Source organism: Microbacterium sp. STRO-1N (genome assembly GCF_057748015.1).
Genome location: NZ_CM173234.1, coordinates 2,960,139 through 2,976,920, shown reverse-complemented (window position 1 = coordinate 2,976,920; position 16,782 = coordinate 2,960,139). Strand labels below are relative to the sequence as shown.

Genomic DNA, 16,782 nt, shown 5'->3' with positions numbered 1-16,782 from the left:
ATCGCGAGCCTTAAGCGATCATAACCGAACATAACGAAACGAGAACCATCTTGTTCTGAACGAAAAAGATTGCTAATCTCCGAAAGCGGTCATGAACCCGACGTGACCGCCCGCATTTCAAAGGAGAGATCCGTGCACGAATGGACCCGCGCCGACTGGCTGACGTACGCCGATCGCCTCCTCGCAGGCGCGCGCGTCCAGGCATCCGAGAACTTCGCCCGCATCACCCCGCCCGGTGCGTCCGGCGGCTACGGTCGCGACGTCGACGGGCTGGAGGGGTTCGCCCGCACGTTCCTGCTCGCCGGCTTCCGCATCGCCGGAGCGCGCGGCGAGGGCGTCGACCAGCTCATCGAGGACTACTCACGAGGCATCGCCGCCGGCGTCGATCCCGCAGCTCCCGACCGCTGGGTGCGTCTCGACGAGCACGCGCAGGCGAAGGTCGAAGCCGCCTCCATCGCACTCATCCTCGACATGACCCGCCCGTGGATCTGGGATCGGCTCGACGCCGTCACGCAGCAGCGCGTCATCGACTACCTCGCGCCGGTGGTCGGCGACGACACCTACCCGCAGACGAACTGGGTCTGGTTCCGCCTCGTGGTCCAGACCTTCCTCCGGTCGGTCGGCGGACCATGGTCGCAGGACGACATCGACGCCGACCTGGCCGGGCACGACTCGTTCGTCCGACGGGGCGGGTGGTTGTCCGATGGCGACGAGCGCTCGTACGACCACTACGTCGGCTGGGCGCTGCACCTCTATCCGATCCTCTGGTCGCGCATGCAGGGAGCGGCCGACCTCGCGAACGGCCGCACGACGGCGGACATCGCGCGTCTCGACGAGTACCTGCAGGATGCCGTGGCACTCGTCGGCGGAGACGGAGCACCGCTCATCCAGGGTCGCAGCCTCGTCTACCGCTTCGCAGCGGCGGCTCCGTTCTGGGCAGGCGTCTTCGCCGAGGTGCCGTCGGTCCCGCTCGGACAACTGCGCCGCGCAGCATCCGGCATCGTGTCGCACTTCGCCGACAACGGCGTCCCGAACGCCGACGACCTGCTCGACCTCGGCTGGCACGACGAGTGGCGCCGGCTCGCGCAGAACTACTCCGGCACCGGTTCGCCCTACTGGGCCGCCAAGGGGATGCTCGGGATCGCGCTCCCGGACGACCACCCTGTGTGGGCGGCCGAATCCGTTCCGCTGCCGGTGGAGACGGCCGACGTGCTCCGCACCGTCGAGAGCCCGGGCTGGGTCATCTCAGCCACGCACGACGACGGCATCGTGCGCGTCATCAACCACGGCACCGACCACGCGAACACCGGCGACCTCGTCGGAGATTCGCCGCTGTACGCGCGGATCGGCTACTCCACAGCCGCGAGCCCGTTGCTGAACGGCGACGCCTGGCAGGAGCCGCTCGAACAGTCCGTCGCTCTGATCCATGCGGACGGTCGTGCGACGCACCGTGCCGGCATGGAACTGCTCGGCGTCCGCCCCGGCGGCGACGCCGCGATCACCGGATCCACCGCACGGGCGCATTGGATCGCGCCGGACGCGGTGCAGGTGCGCCACGGCTCCGGCATCACCGGTGAGGTCACTGTCGCCGGCTCCGTCACGACCTTCTCGATCGTCCGCGGCGCGTGGGAGGTGCGCCTCGTGCGCATCGATGCTCTCGAGCCCGACGCGGAGCCGACCGCGCTGCGCATCGGCGGCTGGGCGATGGCCGCGGATGCCGTGGCGATCGATGCTGCCGGCGCCACCGCGTGGGCCAGCGCGCGGGGTCGTGCCAGCACGATCGTGGCACTCACGCCGGGTGGAGCGCCGAGCGTCGAGGAGCGGTTCGAGGCCAGCCCGCTGGGCCCCGTGGCCGCGGTCCCCGTGATCACCTACGCACCCGTCGTCGGCACCTGGATCGCCACGGCCGTCCGTCTCGCCGGCGATGCCACAGCCTCCGAGACGCCCACCGTGGCCGCCGAGGGCGATGAGGTCGCCGTCACGTGGGCCGACGGCATCCGCACGGTCGCAGACCTGACGACACAGAACTGACAGATCACCGGGCGGCCCGGCCGTCCGGAAACCGACCCATTCCTGGGCCAACGCAATCGCAAAGGAGCAGCACCCCATGAACCGCAAGATCCTCGCCACAGGCAGCATCGCAGCTGTCGCGGCTCTCGCACTGGCCGGCTGCAGCAGCGGAGACTCCGGCGAAGCCGCCGATCCGGACGCGCCGGTCACGCTGAGCGTCTCCGCCTGGAGCATCGAGACGACGCCCGAGTTCCAGCTGCTCGCCGACGAGTTCGCCAAGACGCACGACAACGTCAAGGTCGAGCTCAAGGAGTACGACCCTGCCGAGTACAACACGCTCGTGACGGCCGACCTGGCCGCCGGCTCCGGACCGGACATCATCACGCAGAAGGAGGTCAAGTACGTCACCACCTTCCAGGAGGGCGGCCAGCTGCTGGACGTCTCCGACGTGGCGCTGCCCGAGGGCATCGGGGGAGCGAGCTCCTACGAGGTCGACGGCACCGCGTACGCCGTGCCGTACCGACAGGACTCGTGGGTGCTCTTCTACAACAAGGCGCTGTTCGACGCCGCCGGTGTCGAATACCCTGACGGATCGTGGACGTGGGACGACTACGCCACCGCCGCCGAAGCGCTGACCACGGATGCCTCCAAGGGCGCCTACCTGCACAACTGGCAGTCCACCGTGCAGGGCTTCGCGAACGCGCAGACCGGCACCGACATCCTCGAGGGCGACTTCAGCAACCTCAAGGACTACTACGACAACACGCTGGCGCTGCAGGATGCCGGAGCGCAGGTCGACTTCAACACCGCCAAGGCCAACCAGCTGACCTACCAGGGCGAGTTCGGCACGCAGAAGGCCGCCATGCTCCTCATGGGCACGTGGTACACCGCGACCCTGATCGCGCAGCAGGCCTCCGGCGAGGCGAACGAATTCGAGTGGGGCATCGCTCCGGTTCCGCAGCTGGACGCCTCGACCGCCGGCACCGACAACACCCCGGTGACCTTCGGTGACCCGACCGGCTTCGGCATCAACGCGAACATCGATGAGGCCAAGGCGGACGCCGCCAAGGCGTTCCTGGAGTTCGCCGCGTCCGAGGAGGCCGCGCAGCTGCTCGCCGGCATCGGAATCACGCCGGCGCTGACGAACGACGCGATCGCCGAGACCTACTTCGGTGTCGAGGGCGCGCCCGTCGACGAGCTGTCCGCGTTCTCGTGGGCGACGCACGAGACGCTGCCGGAGAACCCGACCTCGAGCAAGACCGCGGCGATCCAGGGCATCCTCGGCGATCTGCACACCGCGGTGATGTCCGGGGCCGAGCCGATCGACGCGGCGATCACGACCGCCGAGGAGCGCGTCGCGAACGAGGTCGGACTCGACTGATCGATCGGGGGCGGCACGCGCGACGGGCCGCCCCCGACTCCTCCCGCTCGTATCCAGGAGATGACATGACCACGACAGATGCCCCCGAGGCACCGGCGCCGAAGCTGAAGCGCCGCCGCTCGGCGCTGCGCCGCCGCAATGCGCTGATCGGCTGGAGCTTCATCCTGCCGAACTTCGCCGGGTTCGGGTTCTTGACCCTGCTGCCCGTGCTGATCCTGTTCTACATGGCGTTCACGAACTGGAACGTGTTCGGCAAGGCCGACTGGGTCGGCTTCGCGAACTTCCAGCGCCTGATGGGCGACGGCAGCTTCCACATCGCCTTCTGGAACACCATCTACTATTCGGCGCTGCACATCCCGCTGACCATCGTGGTGTCGCTCGGGCTGGCGCTGCTGCTGAACAACAAGCTGCGCGGTGTCGCGTTCTTCCGCACCGCCGCGTTCTTCCCGTACATCACCTCGATCGTCGCGATCGCCGTCGTATGGAACCTGCTCTTCAGCCCGGACTACGGGCCGATCAACGAGATCCTCCGGGCCATCGGCATCCAGAACCCGCCGGGGTGGCTGACCTCACCGGAGTGGGCGATGCCCGCGGTCGTGATCGTGTCGACCTGGCGCGACATGGGCTACTACATGATCCTGTTCCTCGCCGGACTCCAGACCGTCCCGCGCGAGCTGCACGAGGCCGCGCGCGTCGACGGCGCGAGCGTGTGGCAGCGGTTCGTGAACGTCACTCTGCCATGCCTGCGGCCGACGATGTTCTTCGTCACCGTGATGCTGACGATCAACTCGTTCAAGATCTTCGACCTCATCCTCGTGATGACTGACGGCGGGCCGGGCCAGGCGACGCTGGTGCTGTCGCAGTTCATCTACAAGAAGGGCTTCGAGGAGTCGCAGTTCGGGTACGCGTCCGCTGCCGCCGTCGCACTGTTCTTCCTGTGCATCCTCGTCACCATCGGCCAGTTCCTGTGGAACAAGAAGCGGAGCGCATGATGACTCAGACCGAACTCCTGGTGACCGGTCGCCGACCGCTGCGCAAACTGAGCGACCCGGCCCCGGCCCCGTCGCGCCGCGTCGGCCAGTCCTCCGGCCGTCGCCGTGTCGGCCGGATCCTCGGCTATCTCGCGCTCGCCGCCTTCGCGATCGGCCTGCTCCTGCCGTTCTTCTGGATGGTGATGAGCTCGCTGAAGACCGCGAACGAGGTCTTCTCGGTCCCCGTGGTGTGGATCCCCGAGACCTTCGTCTGGCAGAACTACATCGACATCTGGACCAAGGCCGACATGCTCACCTGGATCCGCAACACGCTGGTCCTGGCCGTGTCGGTGACCTTCCTGCAGGTCCTGACCGGATCGTTCGCGGCGTACGGATTCGCGCGGATGCGCTTCGCCGGCCGCGACATCCTGTTCCTCATCTACGTGGGTACCATCGCCGTGCCGTGGCAGTCGTACATGATCCCGCAGTTCATCCTGCTGTCCAACCTCAAGGTCTCGAACACGCTGTGGGCGATCATCCTGCTGCAGGCGTTCGGCGCGTTCGGGGTGTTCCTCATGAAGCAGTACTACGAGACGATCCCCGAGGAGCTGAGCGAGGCCGCTCGCCTCGACGGCCTGAGCGAGTACGGGATCTGGCGCCGCATCATGCTCCCGCTTTCGATCCCCGCCATCGCGAGCCTGTCGCTGCTCACCTTCGTGAACACCTGGAACGACTACCTCGGGCCGCTGATCTACCTGCGCAACCCGGATCTGTGGACCATCCAGCTCGGGCTCAAGAGCTTCGTGAGCAACCTGTTCGACACGAACTACGCGCTGCTGTTCGCCGGGCTGACGATCTCGGTGATCCCGATCGCCGTGATCTTCCTGCTGGGGCAGAAGTACTTCGTCGAGGGCATCGCCACCAGCGGGATGAAGGGCTGACCATGAAGCGCGTCTCGCACAGCACCTGGGCGGCGATCCTCGGGGTCGTCTACCTCGGGCTCATGGTGAACTTCCTCGTCCTCGTGGCAGCGGCACCGCTGGTCGTGCTGCTCATCACCACCGACCCTGCGCACTCCTGGCCATTGCTCGCACTGGCCGCTCCGCTGGCGGCGCCGGCGCTGACCGGTGCCTTCACCGCCTTCCGCGAGAACGCTGTCGGCGAGACGCAGGTCGTCCGCGCGTTCTGGCGCGGCTGGAAGGCGACATGGCGCAAGGCGATGCTGCTCGGCCTCGCCGGCACCGCGCTGATCGTGGTCCTCCTCGTCGATGTCCGAGCGGTCGCGGACACCCCGGCATCCGTCGTTGTCGTGCCCGTTCTCGCGATCCTGACCTTCGTGACGCTCTCCACCGCGCTGGTCGGGCTCGGTGCGCTCGCCGAGGTGCCGTCCGCCCGGATGCGCGATGCCGTCAAGGCGGCGCTGTACCTCGGCATCCGGCGCTGGTATCTGACGGCGCTGTCCTTCGCCGTGCTCGCCGTCCAGGTGGGGCTGTTCACGACCATGCCTGCCATCGCCATCGGGCTCACGGCCGCGCCCGCGCTCTACGTCGCGTGGGCCAACAGCCGGTACACGCTGCGCCCCGTGCTCGAGGTCGCCGAGGTGCGCGCGTGAGCGGTGTCGTGCGCACCGCGATGAGTCCGGACGTGTTCGACCTGCTCTTCGACGAACCGCGGATGCGGAGGCTGCGGGAGCTTTCCACCGCCCCGTCGCTCGTGCTCGGCGACGGACCGATCGGCGACACGGAGATCCTGCTGACGTCCTGGGGCGCGCCTCGGCTGGATGCCGGGGTCCTCGACCGGATGCCCGAGCTGCGCGCCGTCGTTCATGCCGCCGGGAGCGTGCAGGACCTGGTGTCCGAGGAGCTCTGGGACCGGGGGATCGTCGTCGCCTCCGCCGCAGACGCCAACGCCGTGCCGGTGGCCGAGTTCGCTTTCGCATCGATCGTGCTCGCCTTCAAGCGCGCGTTCGCCCACGTCCGCAATCAGGAGCGCGAGTCGCTCGGCTGGGGCGACCTCGTGACCTTGCCGGCGTACGGCAGCCTCGGCCGTACTGTCGGAATCGTCGGCTTCTCGCGGATCGGGCGTCGCGTCGTCCCGATGCTGCGCGGGATGGCGGGTGTCACGGTGCTCGTCGCCGATCCGGTCGTCGACCCGCGAGCGGTCGCCGCGGCCGGAGGCGAGCTCGTCCCGCTGGCCGAACTGCTGCGCCGATCCGATGTGCTGTCCCTGCACGCGCCTGCGCTTCCCGAGACCCGGCACATGATCGGCCGTGCCGAGCTCGCCGCCCTGCGCGACGGGGCGACGGTGATCAACACCGCACGAGGATCGCTGATCGATCACGACGCGCTGTTCGAGGCGTGCGTCTCAGGGCGGATCGACGCCATCCTGGATGTGACGGACCCCGACCCGCTGCCGGTGGATGCGCCGCTGCGGCATCTGCCGAACGTCGCGCTCACGCCCCACATCGCGGGATCCATGGGCACGGATGTGCGCCGTCTCGCGGACTCCGCGCTGGAGGACGTCGCGGCGCTGCTTGCCGGTGCGACGCCGGCGGACACGATCACGCGGCGGGACATGCAGGTCAGCGCGTAGCCGCCCGCGCGGTGACGCCGTCACCGCGCGGTCTGCAGCGCCGCCCACAGTTCGGCTCTGGCCGGGAACGTCGACAGATCCGTGCCGAGCAGCGCCGACGCCTGCGCGATCCGAGTCCGCAGCGTGTGCCGATGGATGCCGAGCGCCACCGACGCCTGCTCGAAACGCGCGTCGTGCTCGAGCCAGACGCGCAGCGCTTCCTGCAGGCCGTCGTGCGCGCGCAGCGGCGCCAGCCGCGACTCGGCGACCAGCCGCGCCTCATCGGTCGCGAACGCCGACAGGATGCTCGACGCGATCGTGTCGGCGTATCGAACGGCACCGGGGCCGCCGTGGCGCAGCGCCGCGATCGCCTGGGTGTGCGCCCGGGAGAACGCCGCATAGCCGTCCGGCTCGGACACCCCGATCCGCAGGCCGAACCGCTCGGCGATCTCATCGAACAGACCGGCATCGACGGCGGACACGCACATCACGACGCCGTCCTCCGACGAGGCGGTGAACACCGCGGTGCCGGCATCGGTCCGCTGCCGCTCCCACCATTCCTCGAGCGCCTCGACCGGGGCATCCGCATCAACGACTCCGACGACCATCGGGGCGTGCGGCAGCGAACCGAGCACCCGACGCGCGAGGGTCGGGTCGTCCAGCATCAGGGAAGCCAGCACCTGCGACCGCAGGCGCCTGCGGCTGCGCGCGAACTGCTCGTTCTGCTCCAGGGCGAGGCCGGCCATCGCGATCACCGATGTGACCACGGCGCGGGCCTCGGCATCCAGCGACGCCGTCGCGATCGCGATGACTCTGCGCAGGTGGCCGCTGCGCCCCAGGGTGAAGAGCGTGTAGGCCTCGGCGCCCAGCGTCAGCGACTGCCCTGCCTGCCCGCCGCGGGCGATCAGATCCGTCGCCCTGGCGGCGAGAGCCTCGGCATCCTGCGGAGCGAGCCGGTCCTGCGGGTGCTCGTGCACGAGCACGCCGGCGGCATCGAACATGCCCACCCAGCGCCCCAGACGCCTGGCGAGTTCTGCCAGGGTCGCGAACAGACCTCTGGGGCGCAGCGCCGCGACGGCCAGGGCGCGCTGGGTGTCCAGCGCCCAGGTCCGGCGAGCGTAGGCCTGGGCGGCGATCGCCTCGGAGTGCGCGCGCGCCACCGCGATGAACGGGGTGTCGTAGGGGACCTCGAACAGCGGCATCCGCACGCTCCGGCAGGCCGCGATCAGCTCGTCGGGGATGCCGGACCGATGCACCTCCGTGCCGAATCCGAGCCCGACGACGCCCCGTTCGTGCAGGCGCCTCACGTACGCGCGGATGCCGTCGTCGTCGTCGTCGAACTGCGCGCCGGTGGTCAGCAGTGCGAGTTCGTCCGCGAGGAACGGCGTCGGATCGACCAGGTCGGACGAGTGCACCCAGCGCAGCGGCAGATCGAGGGCGCCGTCAGGCAGCATCCGCTCGTCGGATACGAGGCGCAGCCCGAGGTCGGTGCGGTGCAGCAGCGCGCGCAGCGTCGGTTCGTCCACCTCTCCGCCCTCCTCGCCCTTGTACGGAAGGGCGAACGCTATGGGCAGATTGTACATTCGGGCGAGTGCGGCCGTCGGCCGACGAGGCCTACGCTCGCCGCATGGCACTTCTCGACACCGCACCTGTTGCCCTTCCCCTCGGCGGCCCCGACCTCCCGCAGGAGCGCCGCCTGGTCACAGAGCTCCCCGGCCCTCGTTCGGCCGAGCTGCTGGCGCGCAAGGCGGATGCCGTGCCGTCCGGCGTCGGTCACACCATCCCGGTGGCCGCCGTCGCAGCGGGCGGTGGCGTCGTCGTCGACGCCGACGGGAACTCGCTCATCGACCTCGGCAGCGGCATCGCCGTCACGACGGTCGGCAACGCGCATCCCAAGATCGCCGCGGCCGTCGCCGCGCAGGCCGCGCAGTTCACGCACACGTGCTTCATGATCTCGCCGTACGAGTCGTACGTCGCGGTCGCCGAGGCGCTCAACCGGCTCACCCCCGGCGACTTCGCGAAGAAGACCGCGCTGTTCAACTCGGGTGCCGAGGCCGTCGAGAACGCGATCAAGATCGCCCGCAAGCACACCGGCCGCCAGGCCGTCGTGGCCTTCGACCACGGCTACCACGGCCGCACCAACCTCACCATGGCGCTGACCGCCAAGGCGATGCCGTACAAGAGCGGCTTCGGTCCGTTCGCCCCTGAGGTCTACCGCGCCAGCGCATCGTACCCCTTCCGCGACGGCCTCTCGGGTGCGGATGCCGCATCCAGCGCGATCCTTCAGCTCGAGAAGCAGATCGGCGCCGACAACCTCGCCGCCGTCATCATCGAGCCGATCCAGGGCGAGGGCGGCTTCATCGTCCCCGCCGACGGTTTCCTCCCCGCGATCGTCGACTGGTGCCGGGCGAACGGCGTCGTCTTCATCGCCGACGAGGTGCAGACCGGCTTCGCGCGCACCGGCGCGATGTTCGCGAGCGAGCTGTTCGGCATCGAGCCCGACCTGATCACCACGGCCAAGGGCATCGCCGGCGGTCTTCCGCTCGCGGCGGTGACGGGGCGCGCCGAGATCATGGACGCCTCGCATGCCGGCGGCCTCGGCGGCACGTACGGCGGCAACCCGATCGCGTGCGCCGCGGCGCTCGCAGCGATCGACATCTTCGAGAACGACGGGGTGATCGAGCGCGCCCGCGAGATCGGCGACGTCCTGAAGACCCGCCTCGCCGAGATCCAGCGGCGCGACGCGCGCATCGGCGACATCCGCGGACACGGCGCGATGATCGCCGCCGAGTTCGTCGACCCTGAGACCAAGGCTCCGGATGCCGCGCTCACCGCGGCCGTGGCCAAGGCCGCGATCGCGAAGGGCGTCATCGTCCTCACCTGCGGCACGTACGGCAACGTGATCCGCTTCCTCCCGCCGCTCGCGATCGGCGACGACCTGCTGAACGAGGGCCTCGACGTCATCGCCGAGGCGCTGGCGGCGAACGCGACCGTCTCCTAGATCGTCCGGTCGCGGCTCGGATCGGGGGATTTCGAGCCGCGACCGGCGACTGCGTTCATGACGCAGACGCACCAGCCGCAGCATCCGAAGACGCAGCACCAACGCAACCAACGAAGGAGCAGCCCTCATGGCCGAGATCTCACGCGACGTCGTCGTCATCGGCGCCGGAGCCGCCGGACTCACGGCGGCCAACGACCTGCGCAAGGCCGGCCTGTCCGTCGCCGTCCTCGAGGCGCGCGACCGCGTCGGCGGGCGCCTGTGGACCGATGTGATCGACACCGCGATGCTGGAGATCGGCGGCCAGTGGGTCTCGCCCGACCAGGATGCGCTGATCGACACGATCGCCGAGCTGGGGCTCGAGACCTTCAGCCGCTACCGCGACGGCGACAGCGTCTACGTCGGCCCCGACGGTGCCGCGCGTCGCTTCACGGGCGAGATGTTCCCTGTGGCCCCCGAGACCGAGCGCGTCATCGCGGAGATCACCGAGCGCCTGGATGCCATGGTCGCCGAGATCGACCCCGACCGCCCCTGGGAGCATCCGAACGCGCAGGAGTGGGACGAGATCACCTGGGACGCCTGGCTGCGCGCGCAGACCGACGACGACGAAGCCGTCCGCAACCTCGCCTTCGCCACCGGGTCCGCGATGCTCACCAAGCCGACGCACGCTTTCTCGCTGCTGCAATCGCTGCTGATGGCAGCGTCCGCAGGCTCGTACTCGAACCTGGTCGACGCCGACTTCATCCTCGACAAGCGGGTCGTCGGCGGCCTGCAGCAGGTACCGCTGCTGCTGGCCGAGCGTCTCGGCGACGACGTGCTGCTGAACCAGCCGGTGCGCGGTCTGGAATGGGGCGCATCCGGTGTCGTGGCCACCACCGATGAGCACACGGTCCGCGCGCGGTTCGCGATCCTCGCGCACGCACCGATCCTGTACAACCGCATCTCGTTCGTCCCCCCGCTGCCTCGCCGACAGCACCAGATGCACCAGCACATCTCGATGGGCTTCGTCATCAAGGTGCACGCCGTCTACGACCGTCCGTTCTGGCGCGAGGACGGGCTCTCCGGCACGGCGTTCAGCCCGTACGAGCTCACGCACGAGGCGTACGACAACACCAACCACGACGACGAAAGAGGCACCCTGGTCGGCTTCGTCTCCGACCGCAACGCCGACGACGTGTTCGAGCTCAGCGCCGAGGAGCGCAAGGAGCGCATCCTCGAGTCGCTCTCGCACTACTACGGACCGGAGGCCAAGAACCCGGTCGTCTACTACGAGAGCGACTGGGGCAGCGAGGAGTGGACCCGCGGCGCCTACGCCGCCAGCTTCGACCTCGGCGGCCTGCACCGCTACGGTGCCGACCTGCGCACTGCCGTCGGCCCCATCCACTTCGCCTGCAGCGACCTGGCCGGCGCAGGCTACCAGCACGTGGACGGCGCGATCCGCATGGGTCGCCTGGCGGCATCGAACATCGTCGACGCCAGCCGCGCCGCAACGGTAGAGGCCGACTGATGGCCGGCTCGATCGTCGTCGGCTACACCGCGACGGATGCCGGAGCGGATGCCGCGGCCCTCGGCGCTCGCCTCGCCCGCAGCCTCGGTGCACGTGTGCACCTGGTGATGGTGCTGCCCAGCGAAGGCACCCGCAGCGCAGCGGTTCCGCCCGAGCGCGCATACGAGGACGTCCTGCGCGGACAGGCCAGGCAGTGGCTGTCGGATGCCGCGGCGACCCTGCCCTCCGACCTCACCCGCACCGGCCACGTGCGCTTCGCGGAGTCGTTCGCCGCCGGCCTCGTCGCCGCCGGCGAGGAGTTCGCAGCGCGGGTGATCGTCGTCGGTGCCGCCGGTGGCGGACTGTTCGGACGTCACCGGCTGGGCAGCGTCGCCTCCGAGCTGCTGCACTCGTCGACGATCCCGGTGGCGCTCGCCCCCGCAGGGTTCGCCCAGCAGGACGACCACGTGATGCCGCGGGTCACGGCTGCCGTCGGCATCCGCCCCGGTGCGGACGCACTGCTGGACGAGGCGACGTCCGTCGCGACCGACGCCGGAGTGCCGCTGCGGCTCGTGTCGCTGATGTCGTTCGACGTGCCCCCTGGGCTCGACACCGCGGCGATCCGCATCGTCCAGGACGGCCACGCGGAGTCCGTGCTCGAGAAGGCGGCCGCCGCCGTCCCCTCCGATGTCTCGACCACGATCGAGCAGGCGGCCGGCGACAGCGTCGAGGATGCCGTCGCCCACCTGTCCTGGCTCCCCGGCGAGGTCATCCTGGTCGGCTCATCGCGGCTTGCGCAGCCACGGCGGCTGTTCCTCGGCTCGACGGCGGCGAAGATGCTGCACGAGCTGCCCGTTCCCATGATCGTCGTACCGCGCACCCGCGCCGAAGCAGGAGACCGCTGATGACCAGCACCGATCGGGCGATGGGGCCCGAATCCACCGTCACGACAGGGATCTCGCAGAAGGGTCTCAGGGCCGGCGCCGTCGGAGTGATCGGTGCCGTCGTCATCGGCGTCTCCACGATCGCCCCTGCCTACACGCTCACCGCATCGCTGGGCCCCACCGTCGCCGAGGTCGGCACGCAGGTGCCCGCCATCATCCTCGTCGGGTTCATCCCGATGCTGCTGACCGCATTCGGCTACCGCGAGCTCAACCGCGTGATGCCGGACTCCGGCACCTCGTTCACCTGGGGCGTGCGGGCGTTCGGGCCGTGGATCGGCTGGATGACGGGCTGGGGGCTGATCGCCGCGACCGTCATCGTGCTGTCGAATCTCGCCGGCATCGCGGTGGAGTTCCTCTTCCTGCTGATCTCGCAGCTCAGCGGCAACGCCGCCATCGCGGACCTGGCGTTCAACCCGTTCATCAACGTGGCGGTCTGTCTGCTGTTCATGCTGGGCGCGACGCTGGTGTCGTACCGCGACATGCAGACCACGCAGAAGTTCCAGTACGTCCTGGTGGGCTTCCAGGTCGCCGTCCTCGTCGTGTTCGCGGTGGTCGCGATCGTCAAGGCGGTGCAGGGCGACGCACCCGATCCGACCGCCTTCTCGTGGTCGTGGTTCAACCCGCTCGAGGTGCCCACGTTCAGTGCGTTCGCGGCCGGACTCTCGCTGTCGATCTTCATCTTCTGGGGCTGGGATGTCGTCCTCACCATGAACGAGGAGACCAAGAACCCCGAGAAGACCCCTGGTCGGGCGGCCGTGGTCACGGTCCTCGTGGTCGTGAGCCTGTACCTGCTGCTCTCGATCGGTCTCATGATGTTCGCGGGTGTCGGCACGGGCGAGCTGGGCCTGGCGAACGAGGGGATCTCGGCCAACGTGTTCTTCGCGCTGTCCGACCCCGTGCTCGGACCGCTCGCGTTCCTCGTCTCGCTCGCGGTGCTGTCCAGCTCGGCCGCATCCCTGCAGTCCACGGCCGTCGGGCCGGCCAGGACTCTGCTCGCCATGGGCCACTACGGCGCCCTGCCGAAGAAGTTCGCCCGTGTCAGCCCGCGGTTCTTCACCCCCGGTTACGCCACGATCGTCTCGGCCGTCGTCGCGAGCGTCTTCTACGCCGTCATGCGCCTGGTGAGCGAGAACGTGCTCACCGACACGATCCTGTCGCTGGGCATGATGATCTGCTTCTACTACGGCCTCACCGCGTTCGCGTGCGTGTGGTACTTCCGCAAGCAGTGGTTCGACTCGACGCGCAGCTTCTTCTTCACGCTGCTGTTCCCCCTCGTGGGCGGAGCGATCCTCGCGGTGCTTTTCGTGACGACGCTGATCGACTCGATCGACCCCGGCTACGGCAGCGGTTCCAGCGTCGGCGGGATCGGCCTGGTGTTCGTACTGGGCGTGAGCATCATCGGGGTCGGCATCGTGATCATGATCTGGAACGCCATCCGCCGACCCGCCTTCTTCCGTGGTGAGACACTCGCGATGGACGCCCCGCCGAGCCTGCGCCGCCGCTGAACCGACTGACGAGCAACGAAAGAGAGATGATGATGACCGCTTCCCTCGCCCCGAACGAGCAGGCGCTGCTGGACAGCGTCCCCACCGGCCTCTACATCGGCGGGAAATGGCAGGATGCCACAGGCTCGCGCACCTTCGATGTGCACGATCCGGCCACGAACGCCGTGATCCGCTCGATCGCCGATGCGACGCCGGAGGACGGCATCCGGGCCCTGGATGCGGCCGTCGCTGCACAGGATGCCTGGGCGGCGACCCCGCCGCGGACCCGCAGCGACATCCTGCGCCGTGCCTTCGACCTCGTGCAGGTGCACAAGGAGGATCTCGCGCTGCTCATGACCCTCGAGATGGGCAAGCCCTTGGCCGAGGCACGGGGCGAGGTCGTCTACGGCGGCGAGTTCCTGCGGTGGTTCAGCGAGGAGGCCGTCCGGATCTCCGGCCGCTACGGGATCAACCCCGAGGGCACCGGTCGCATGGTCGTCTCGCAGCGTCCTGTGGGCCCGTCGTTCTTCATCACACCGTGGAACTTCCCCTTCGCGATGGCGACGCGCAAGATCGCACCGGCGCTCGCCGCCGGCTGCACCGTCGTCATCAAGCCGCCGGCACTGACTCCGCTCACCACGATGTTCTTCACGAAGCTGCTCGAGGAGGCCGGACTCCCCGCCGGCGTCGTCAACGTCGTGCAGACCACGTCCTCGTCGAAGGTCTCGGCGCCGATCATCGCCGACCCGCGGCTGCGCAAGCTCTCCTTCACCGGGTCGACCGAGGTCGGCCGCAAGCTCATCGCCCAGGCCGCCGAGGGCGTGCTGCGGGTGTCGATGGAGCTCGGCGGCAACGCGCCGTTCGTCGTCTTCGAGGACGCCGATCTCGACAAAGCGGTCGACGGGGCGATGGCGGCGAAGTTCCGCAACATCGGTCAGGCCTGCACGGCCGCGAACCGCTTCATCGTGCACTCGGCCGTCGCGGCGCAGTTCGCCGACCGGGTCGCCGAGCGCGTCAAGGCGATGAAGATCGGACGCGGCACCGAGGAGGGCGTCGCGATCGGCCCGCTCATCGACGAGGATGCCGTCGCCAAGGCATCCGAACTCGTCGGCGACGCCGTCTCCCGCGGGGCCCGTGTGCTCGCGGGCGGCAACGCGATCGAGGGTGCGGGGACCTTCTACGAGCCGACCGTGATCACGGATGTGGCCGCCGGCAGCGACATCCTCCGCGAGGAGATCTTCGGCCCGGTGCTGGCGATCGCGACCTTCGACACCGAGGAGGAGGCCGTCCGTCTCGCGAACGACACCGAGTACGGGCTGGTCTCGTACGTGTTCACGGAGGATCTCGCGCGAGGGCACCGCATGATCGACGCGCTGGAAACAGGGATGATGGGGCTGAACGTCGGCGTGGTCTCGAACGCCGCCGCTCCGTTCGGCGGAGTGAAGCAGTCGGGTGTCGGCCGCGAGGGCGGCGTCGAGGGCATCCACGAGTACCTGTCCACGAAGTACACCCTGATCCCGAGCTGAACGCCCCGCAACGAGAGGACGCATCATGACCGAGTACGCCGTCACCAACCCGGCCACCGGCGAGACCGTCGCCGCGTACGACACCGCAACCGACGCGCAGATCGAGGATGCCGTGGCGCGCGCCGCGACGGCCGCGAAGACGTGGGGCGCGACGTCGCCGGCCGAACGCGCCGCCGTCATCCGTCGCATCGCCGAACTGCACCGCGAACGCCGTGACGAGTTCGCCGCGATCATGGTGCGCGAGATGGGCAAGCCGATCGCAGCCGCGGTCGGCGAGGTCGATTTCGCCGCCGACATCATCGAGTTCTACGCCGACAACATCGAGCGCATCACGGCCGATCAGCCGCTGGAGATCCTGGGGGAGGGCACAGCGGTCATCCGCCGTGCCCCGTTGGGCGCGCTGCTGGGCATCATGCCGTGGAATTTCCCCGCATATCAGGTCGCGCGCTTCGCCGCGCCGAACCTCGCGATCGGCAACACGATCATCCTCAAGCACGCACCGCAGTGCCCGGAGTCGGCTGCCTTCCTCGAGAAGATCTACGCGGATGCCGGGCTCCCCGACGGCGGCTACGTCAACGTCTACGCCACGAACGAGCAGGCGGCGGAGATCATCGCGGACCCGCGCGTGCAGGGCGTCTCGATCACGGGATCGGAGCGCGCCGGCGCGGCCGTCGCCGAGGTCGCCGGGCGCAACCTGAAGAAGGTCGCGCTCGAGCTCGGCGGCTCTGATCCGTTCATCGTGCTCTCGACGGACGATCTGGATGCTGTGGTGCAGGCGGCCGTCGATGCGCGCATCGACAACAACGGCCAGTCCTGCAACGGGGCCAAGCGGTTCATCGTCGTCGAGGAGCACTACGACGAGTTCGCGGCGAAGTTCACGGCGAAGCTGGCCGCCATCTCGGCGGAGGACCCGACGCAGGAGGAGACGATCCTCGGGCCGCTGTCCTCCCTCGCGGCGGCGGAGCGTCTCCAGCAGCAGATCGATACGGCCGTCGCGCAGGGCGCCACGCTGCTGACCGGCGGCACAAGGGTCGGCGCGTTCTTCGCGCCGACGCTGCTGGCCGACGTGACGGACGAGATGGACGTCTACCGCGAGGAGCTGTTCGGGCCGGCCGGTGTCGTCTACCGGGTCGCCGACGAGGATGCCGCCGTCGCGCTCGCGAACGACACCTCGTTCGGACTCGGCTCGTACGTCTTCACGACGGATGCCGAGCAGGCGGAGCGGGTCGCGAACGCGATCGAGGCGGGCATGGTCTACGTCAATGTGGTGCTGGCGGACAGCCCGGAGCTGCCGTTCGGCGGTGTCAAGCGCAGCGGCACCTCGCGCGAGCTGGGTCTGCTCGCCGCAGACGAGTTCGTCAACAAGAAGCTCATCCGCGTCGCGTGAGGGGTGGCGCGCTCAGCGCCGCGC

The 16,782-nt window shown here is 69.2% G+C and carries 13 protein-coding genes; 12 read left to right on the top strand and 1 reads right to left on the bottom strand.

The window, feature by feature from the left end:
* Window positions 1–132: 132 nt before the first annotated feature.
* The 6 genes from AC3ANJ_RS14595 to AC3ANJ_RS14570 all read left to right on the top strand — a co-directional run bounded on the left by AC3ANJ_RS14595 (window position 133) and on the right by AC3ANJ_RS14570 (window position 6,954).
* Window positions 133–2,031 (top strand): DUF2264 domain-containing protein, encoded by a 1,899-nt coding sequence (locus AC3ANJ_RS14595; protein WP_488316922.1) that lies wholly within the window; start codon window positions 133–135, stop codon window positions 2,029–2,031.
* Between the two features lie 76 nt (window positions 2,032–2,107).
* Entirely contained in the window at window positions 2,108–3,391 is a 1,284-nt protein-coding gene (locus AC3ANJ_RS14590; protein ID WP_488316921.1) for an ABC transporter substrate-binding protein, read from the top strand.
* 65 nt (window positions 3,392–3,456) lie between these two features.
* The gene (locus tag AC3ANJ_RS14585) at window positions 3,457–4,383 is read left to right on the top strand and encodes a carbohydrate ABC transporter permease (RefSeq protein WP_406249228.1); all 927 of its coding nucleotides are present in this window, start codon (window positions 3,457–3,459) and stop codon (window positions 4,381–4,383) included.
* The gene (locus AC3ANJ_RS14580; RefSeq protein WP_488316920.1) at window positions 4,380–5,303 is read left to right on the top strand and encodes a carbohydrate ABC transporter permease; all 924 of its coding nucleotides are present in this window, start codon (window positions 4,380–4,382) and stop codon (window positions 5,301–5,303) included. The genes AC3ANJ_RS14585 and AC3ANJ_RS14580 overlap by 4 nt, the downstream gene beginning before the upstream one ends.
* Before the next feature lie 2 nt (window positions 5,304–5,305).
* The gene (locus tag AC3ANJ_RS14575) at window positions 5,306–5,974 is read left to right on the top strand and encodes a DUF624 domain-containing protein (protein ID WP_488316919.1); all 669 of its coding nucleotides are present in this window, start codon (window positions 5,306–5,308) and stop codon (window positions 5,972–5,974) included.
* Entirely contained in the window at window positions 5,971–6,954 is a 984-nt protein-coding gene (locus AC3ANJ_RS14570; RefSeq protein ID WP_488316918.1) for a hydroxyacid dehydrogenase, read from the top strand. Before AC3ANJ_RS14575 ends, AC3ANJ_RS14570 begins: the two co-directional genes overlap by 4 nt.
* 20 nt (window positions 6,955–6,974) lie before the next feature.
* Here the strand turns inward: AC3ANJ_RS14570 and AC3ANJ_RS14565 are convergent, their stop codons facing one another.
* Complete coding sequence (locus tag AC3ANJ_RS14565; RefSeq protein WP_488316917.1) at window positions 6,975–8,516, bottom strand: PucR family transcriptional regulator; 1,542 nt, start codon at window positions 8,514–8,516, stop codon at window positions 6,975–6,977.
* Window positions 8,517–8,560: 44 nt separating this feature from the next.
* Here AC3ANJ_RS14565 and gabT point away from each other — a divergent pair, with 44 nt between their 5' ends.
* The 6 genes from gabT (at window position 8,561) to AC3ANJ_RS14535 (ending at window position 16,758) form a co-directional block, all read left to right on the top strand.
* Complete coding sequence (gabT, locus tag AC3ANJ_RS14560) at window positions 8,561–9,934, top strand: 4-aminobutyrate--2-oxoglutarate transaminase (protein WP_488316916.1); 1,374 nt, start codon at window positions 8,561–8,563, stop codon at window positions 9,932–9,934.
* Window positions 9,935–10,061: 127 nt separating this feature from the next.
* Window positions 10,062–11,438, top strand: a complete 1,377-nt coding sequence (locus tag AC3ANJ_RS14555; protein ID WP_488316915.1) for a flavin monoamine oxidase family protein — start codon at window positions 10,062–10,064, stop codon at window positions 11,436–11,438.
* Window positions 11,438–12,322, top strand: coding sequence for a universal stress protein (locus tag AC3ANJ_RS14550; protein WP_488316914.1), 885 nt, complete (start codon window positions 11,438–11,440; stop codon window positions 12,320–12,322). The genes AC3ANJ_RS14555 and AC3ANJ_RS14550 overlap by 1 nt, the downstream gene beginning before the upstream one ends.
* Window positions 12,322–13,866, top strand: a complete 1,545-nt coding sequence (locus AC3ANJ_RS14545; RefSeq protein ID WP_488316913.1) for an APC family permease — start codon at window positions 12,322–12,324, stop codon at window positions 13,864–13,866. Before AC3ANJ_RS14550 ends, AC3ANJ_RS14545 begins: the two co-directional genes overlap by 1 nt.
* Window positions 13,867–13,895: 29 nt before the next feature.
* Complete coding sequence (locus tag AC3ANJ_RS14540; RefSeq protein ID WP_488316912.1) at window positions 13,896–15,371, top strand: NAD-dependent succinate-semialdehyde dehydrogenase; 1,476 nt, start codon at window positions 13,896–13,898, stop codon at window positions 15,369–15,371.
* Window positions 15,372–15,396: 25 nt separating this feature from the next.
* Window positions 15,397–16,758 carry an NAD-dependent succinate-semialdehyde dehydrogenase gene (locus AC3ANJ_RS14535; protein ID WP_488316911.1) on the top strand — a complete coding sequence of 454 codons (1,362 nt, stop codon included), beginning with the start codon at window positions 15,397–15,399 and terminating at the stop codon, window positions 16,756–16,758.
* The last annotated feature ends 24 nt before the right edge of the window (window positions 16,759–16,782 follow it).

Coding starts and splice junctions, on each gene's coding strand:
- AC3ANJ_RS14565 (WP_488316917.1), bottom strand. CDS start 8,516: ATGTACAATCTGCCCATAGCGTTCGCCCTTCCGTACAAGGGCGAGGAG.
- AC3ANJ_RS14590 (WP_488316921.1), top strand. CDS start 2,108: ATGAACCGCAAGATCCTCGCCACAGGCAGCATCGCAGCTGTCGCGGCT.
- AC3ANJ_RS14580 (WP_488316920.1), top strand. CDS start 4,380: ATGATGACTCAGACCGAACTCCTGGTGACCGGTCGCCGACCGCTGCGC.
- AC3ANJ_RS14575 (WP_488316919.1), top strand. CDS start 5,306: ATGAAGCGCGTCTCGCACAGCACCTGGGCGGCGATCCTCGGGGTCGTC.
- AC3ANJ_RS14585 (WP_406249228.1), top strand. CDS start 3,457: ATGACCACGACAGATGCCCCCGAGGCACCGGCGCCGAAGCTGAAGCGC.
- AC3ANJ_RS14540 (WP_488316912.1), top strand. CDS start 13,896: ATGATGACCGCTTCCCTCGCCCCGAACGAGCAGGCGCTGCTGGACAGC.
- gabT (WP_488316916.1), top strand. CDS start 8,561: ATGGCACTTCTCGACACCGCACCTGTTGCCCTTCCCCTCGGCGGCCCC.
- AC3ANJ_RS14535 (WP_488316911.1), top strand. CDS start 15,397: ATGACCGAGTACGCCGTCACCAACCCGGCCACCGGCGAGACCGTCGCC.
- AC3ANJ_RS14545 (WP_488316913.1), top strand. CDS start 12,322: ATGACCAGCACCGATCGGGCGATGGGGCCCGAATCCACCGTCACGACA.
- AC3ANJ_RS14550 (WP_488316914.1), top strand. CDS start 11,438: ATGGCCGGCTCGATCGTCGTCGGCTACACCGCGACGGATGCCGGAGCG.
- AC3ANJ_RS14555 (WP_488316915.1), top strand. CDS start 10,062: ATGGCCGAGATCTCACGCGACGTCGTCGTCATCGGCGCCGGAGCCGCC.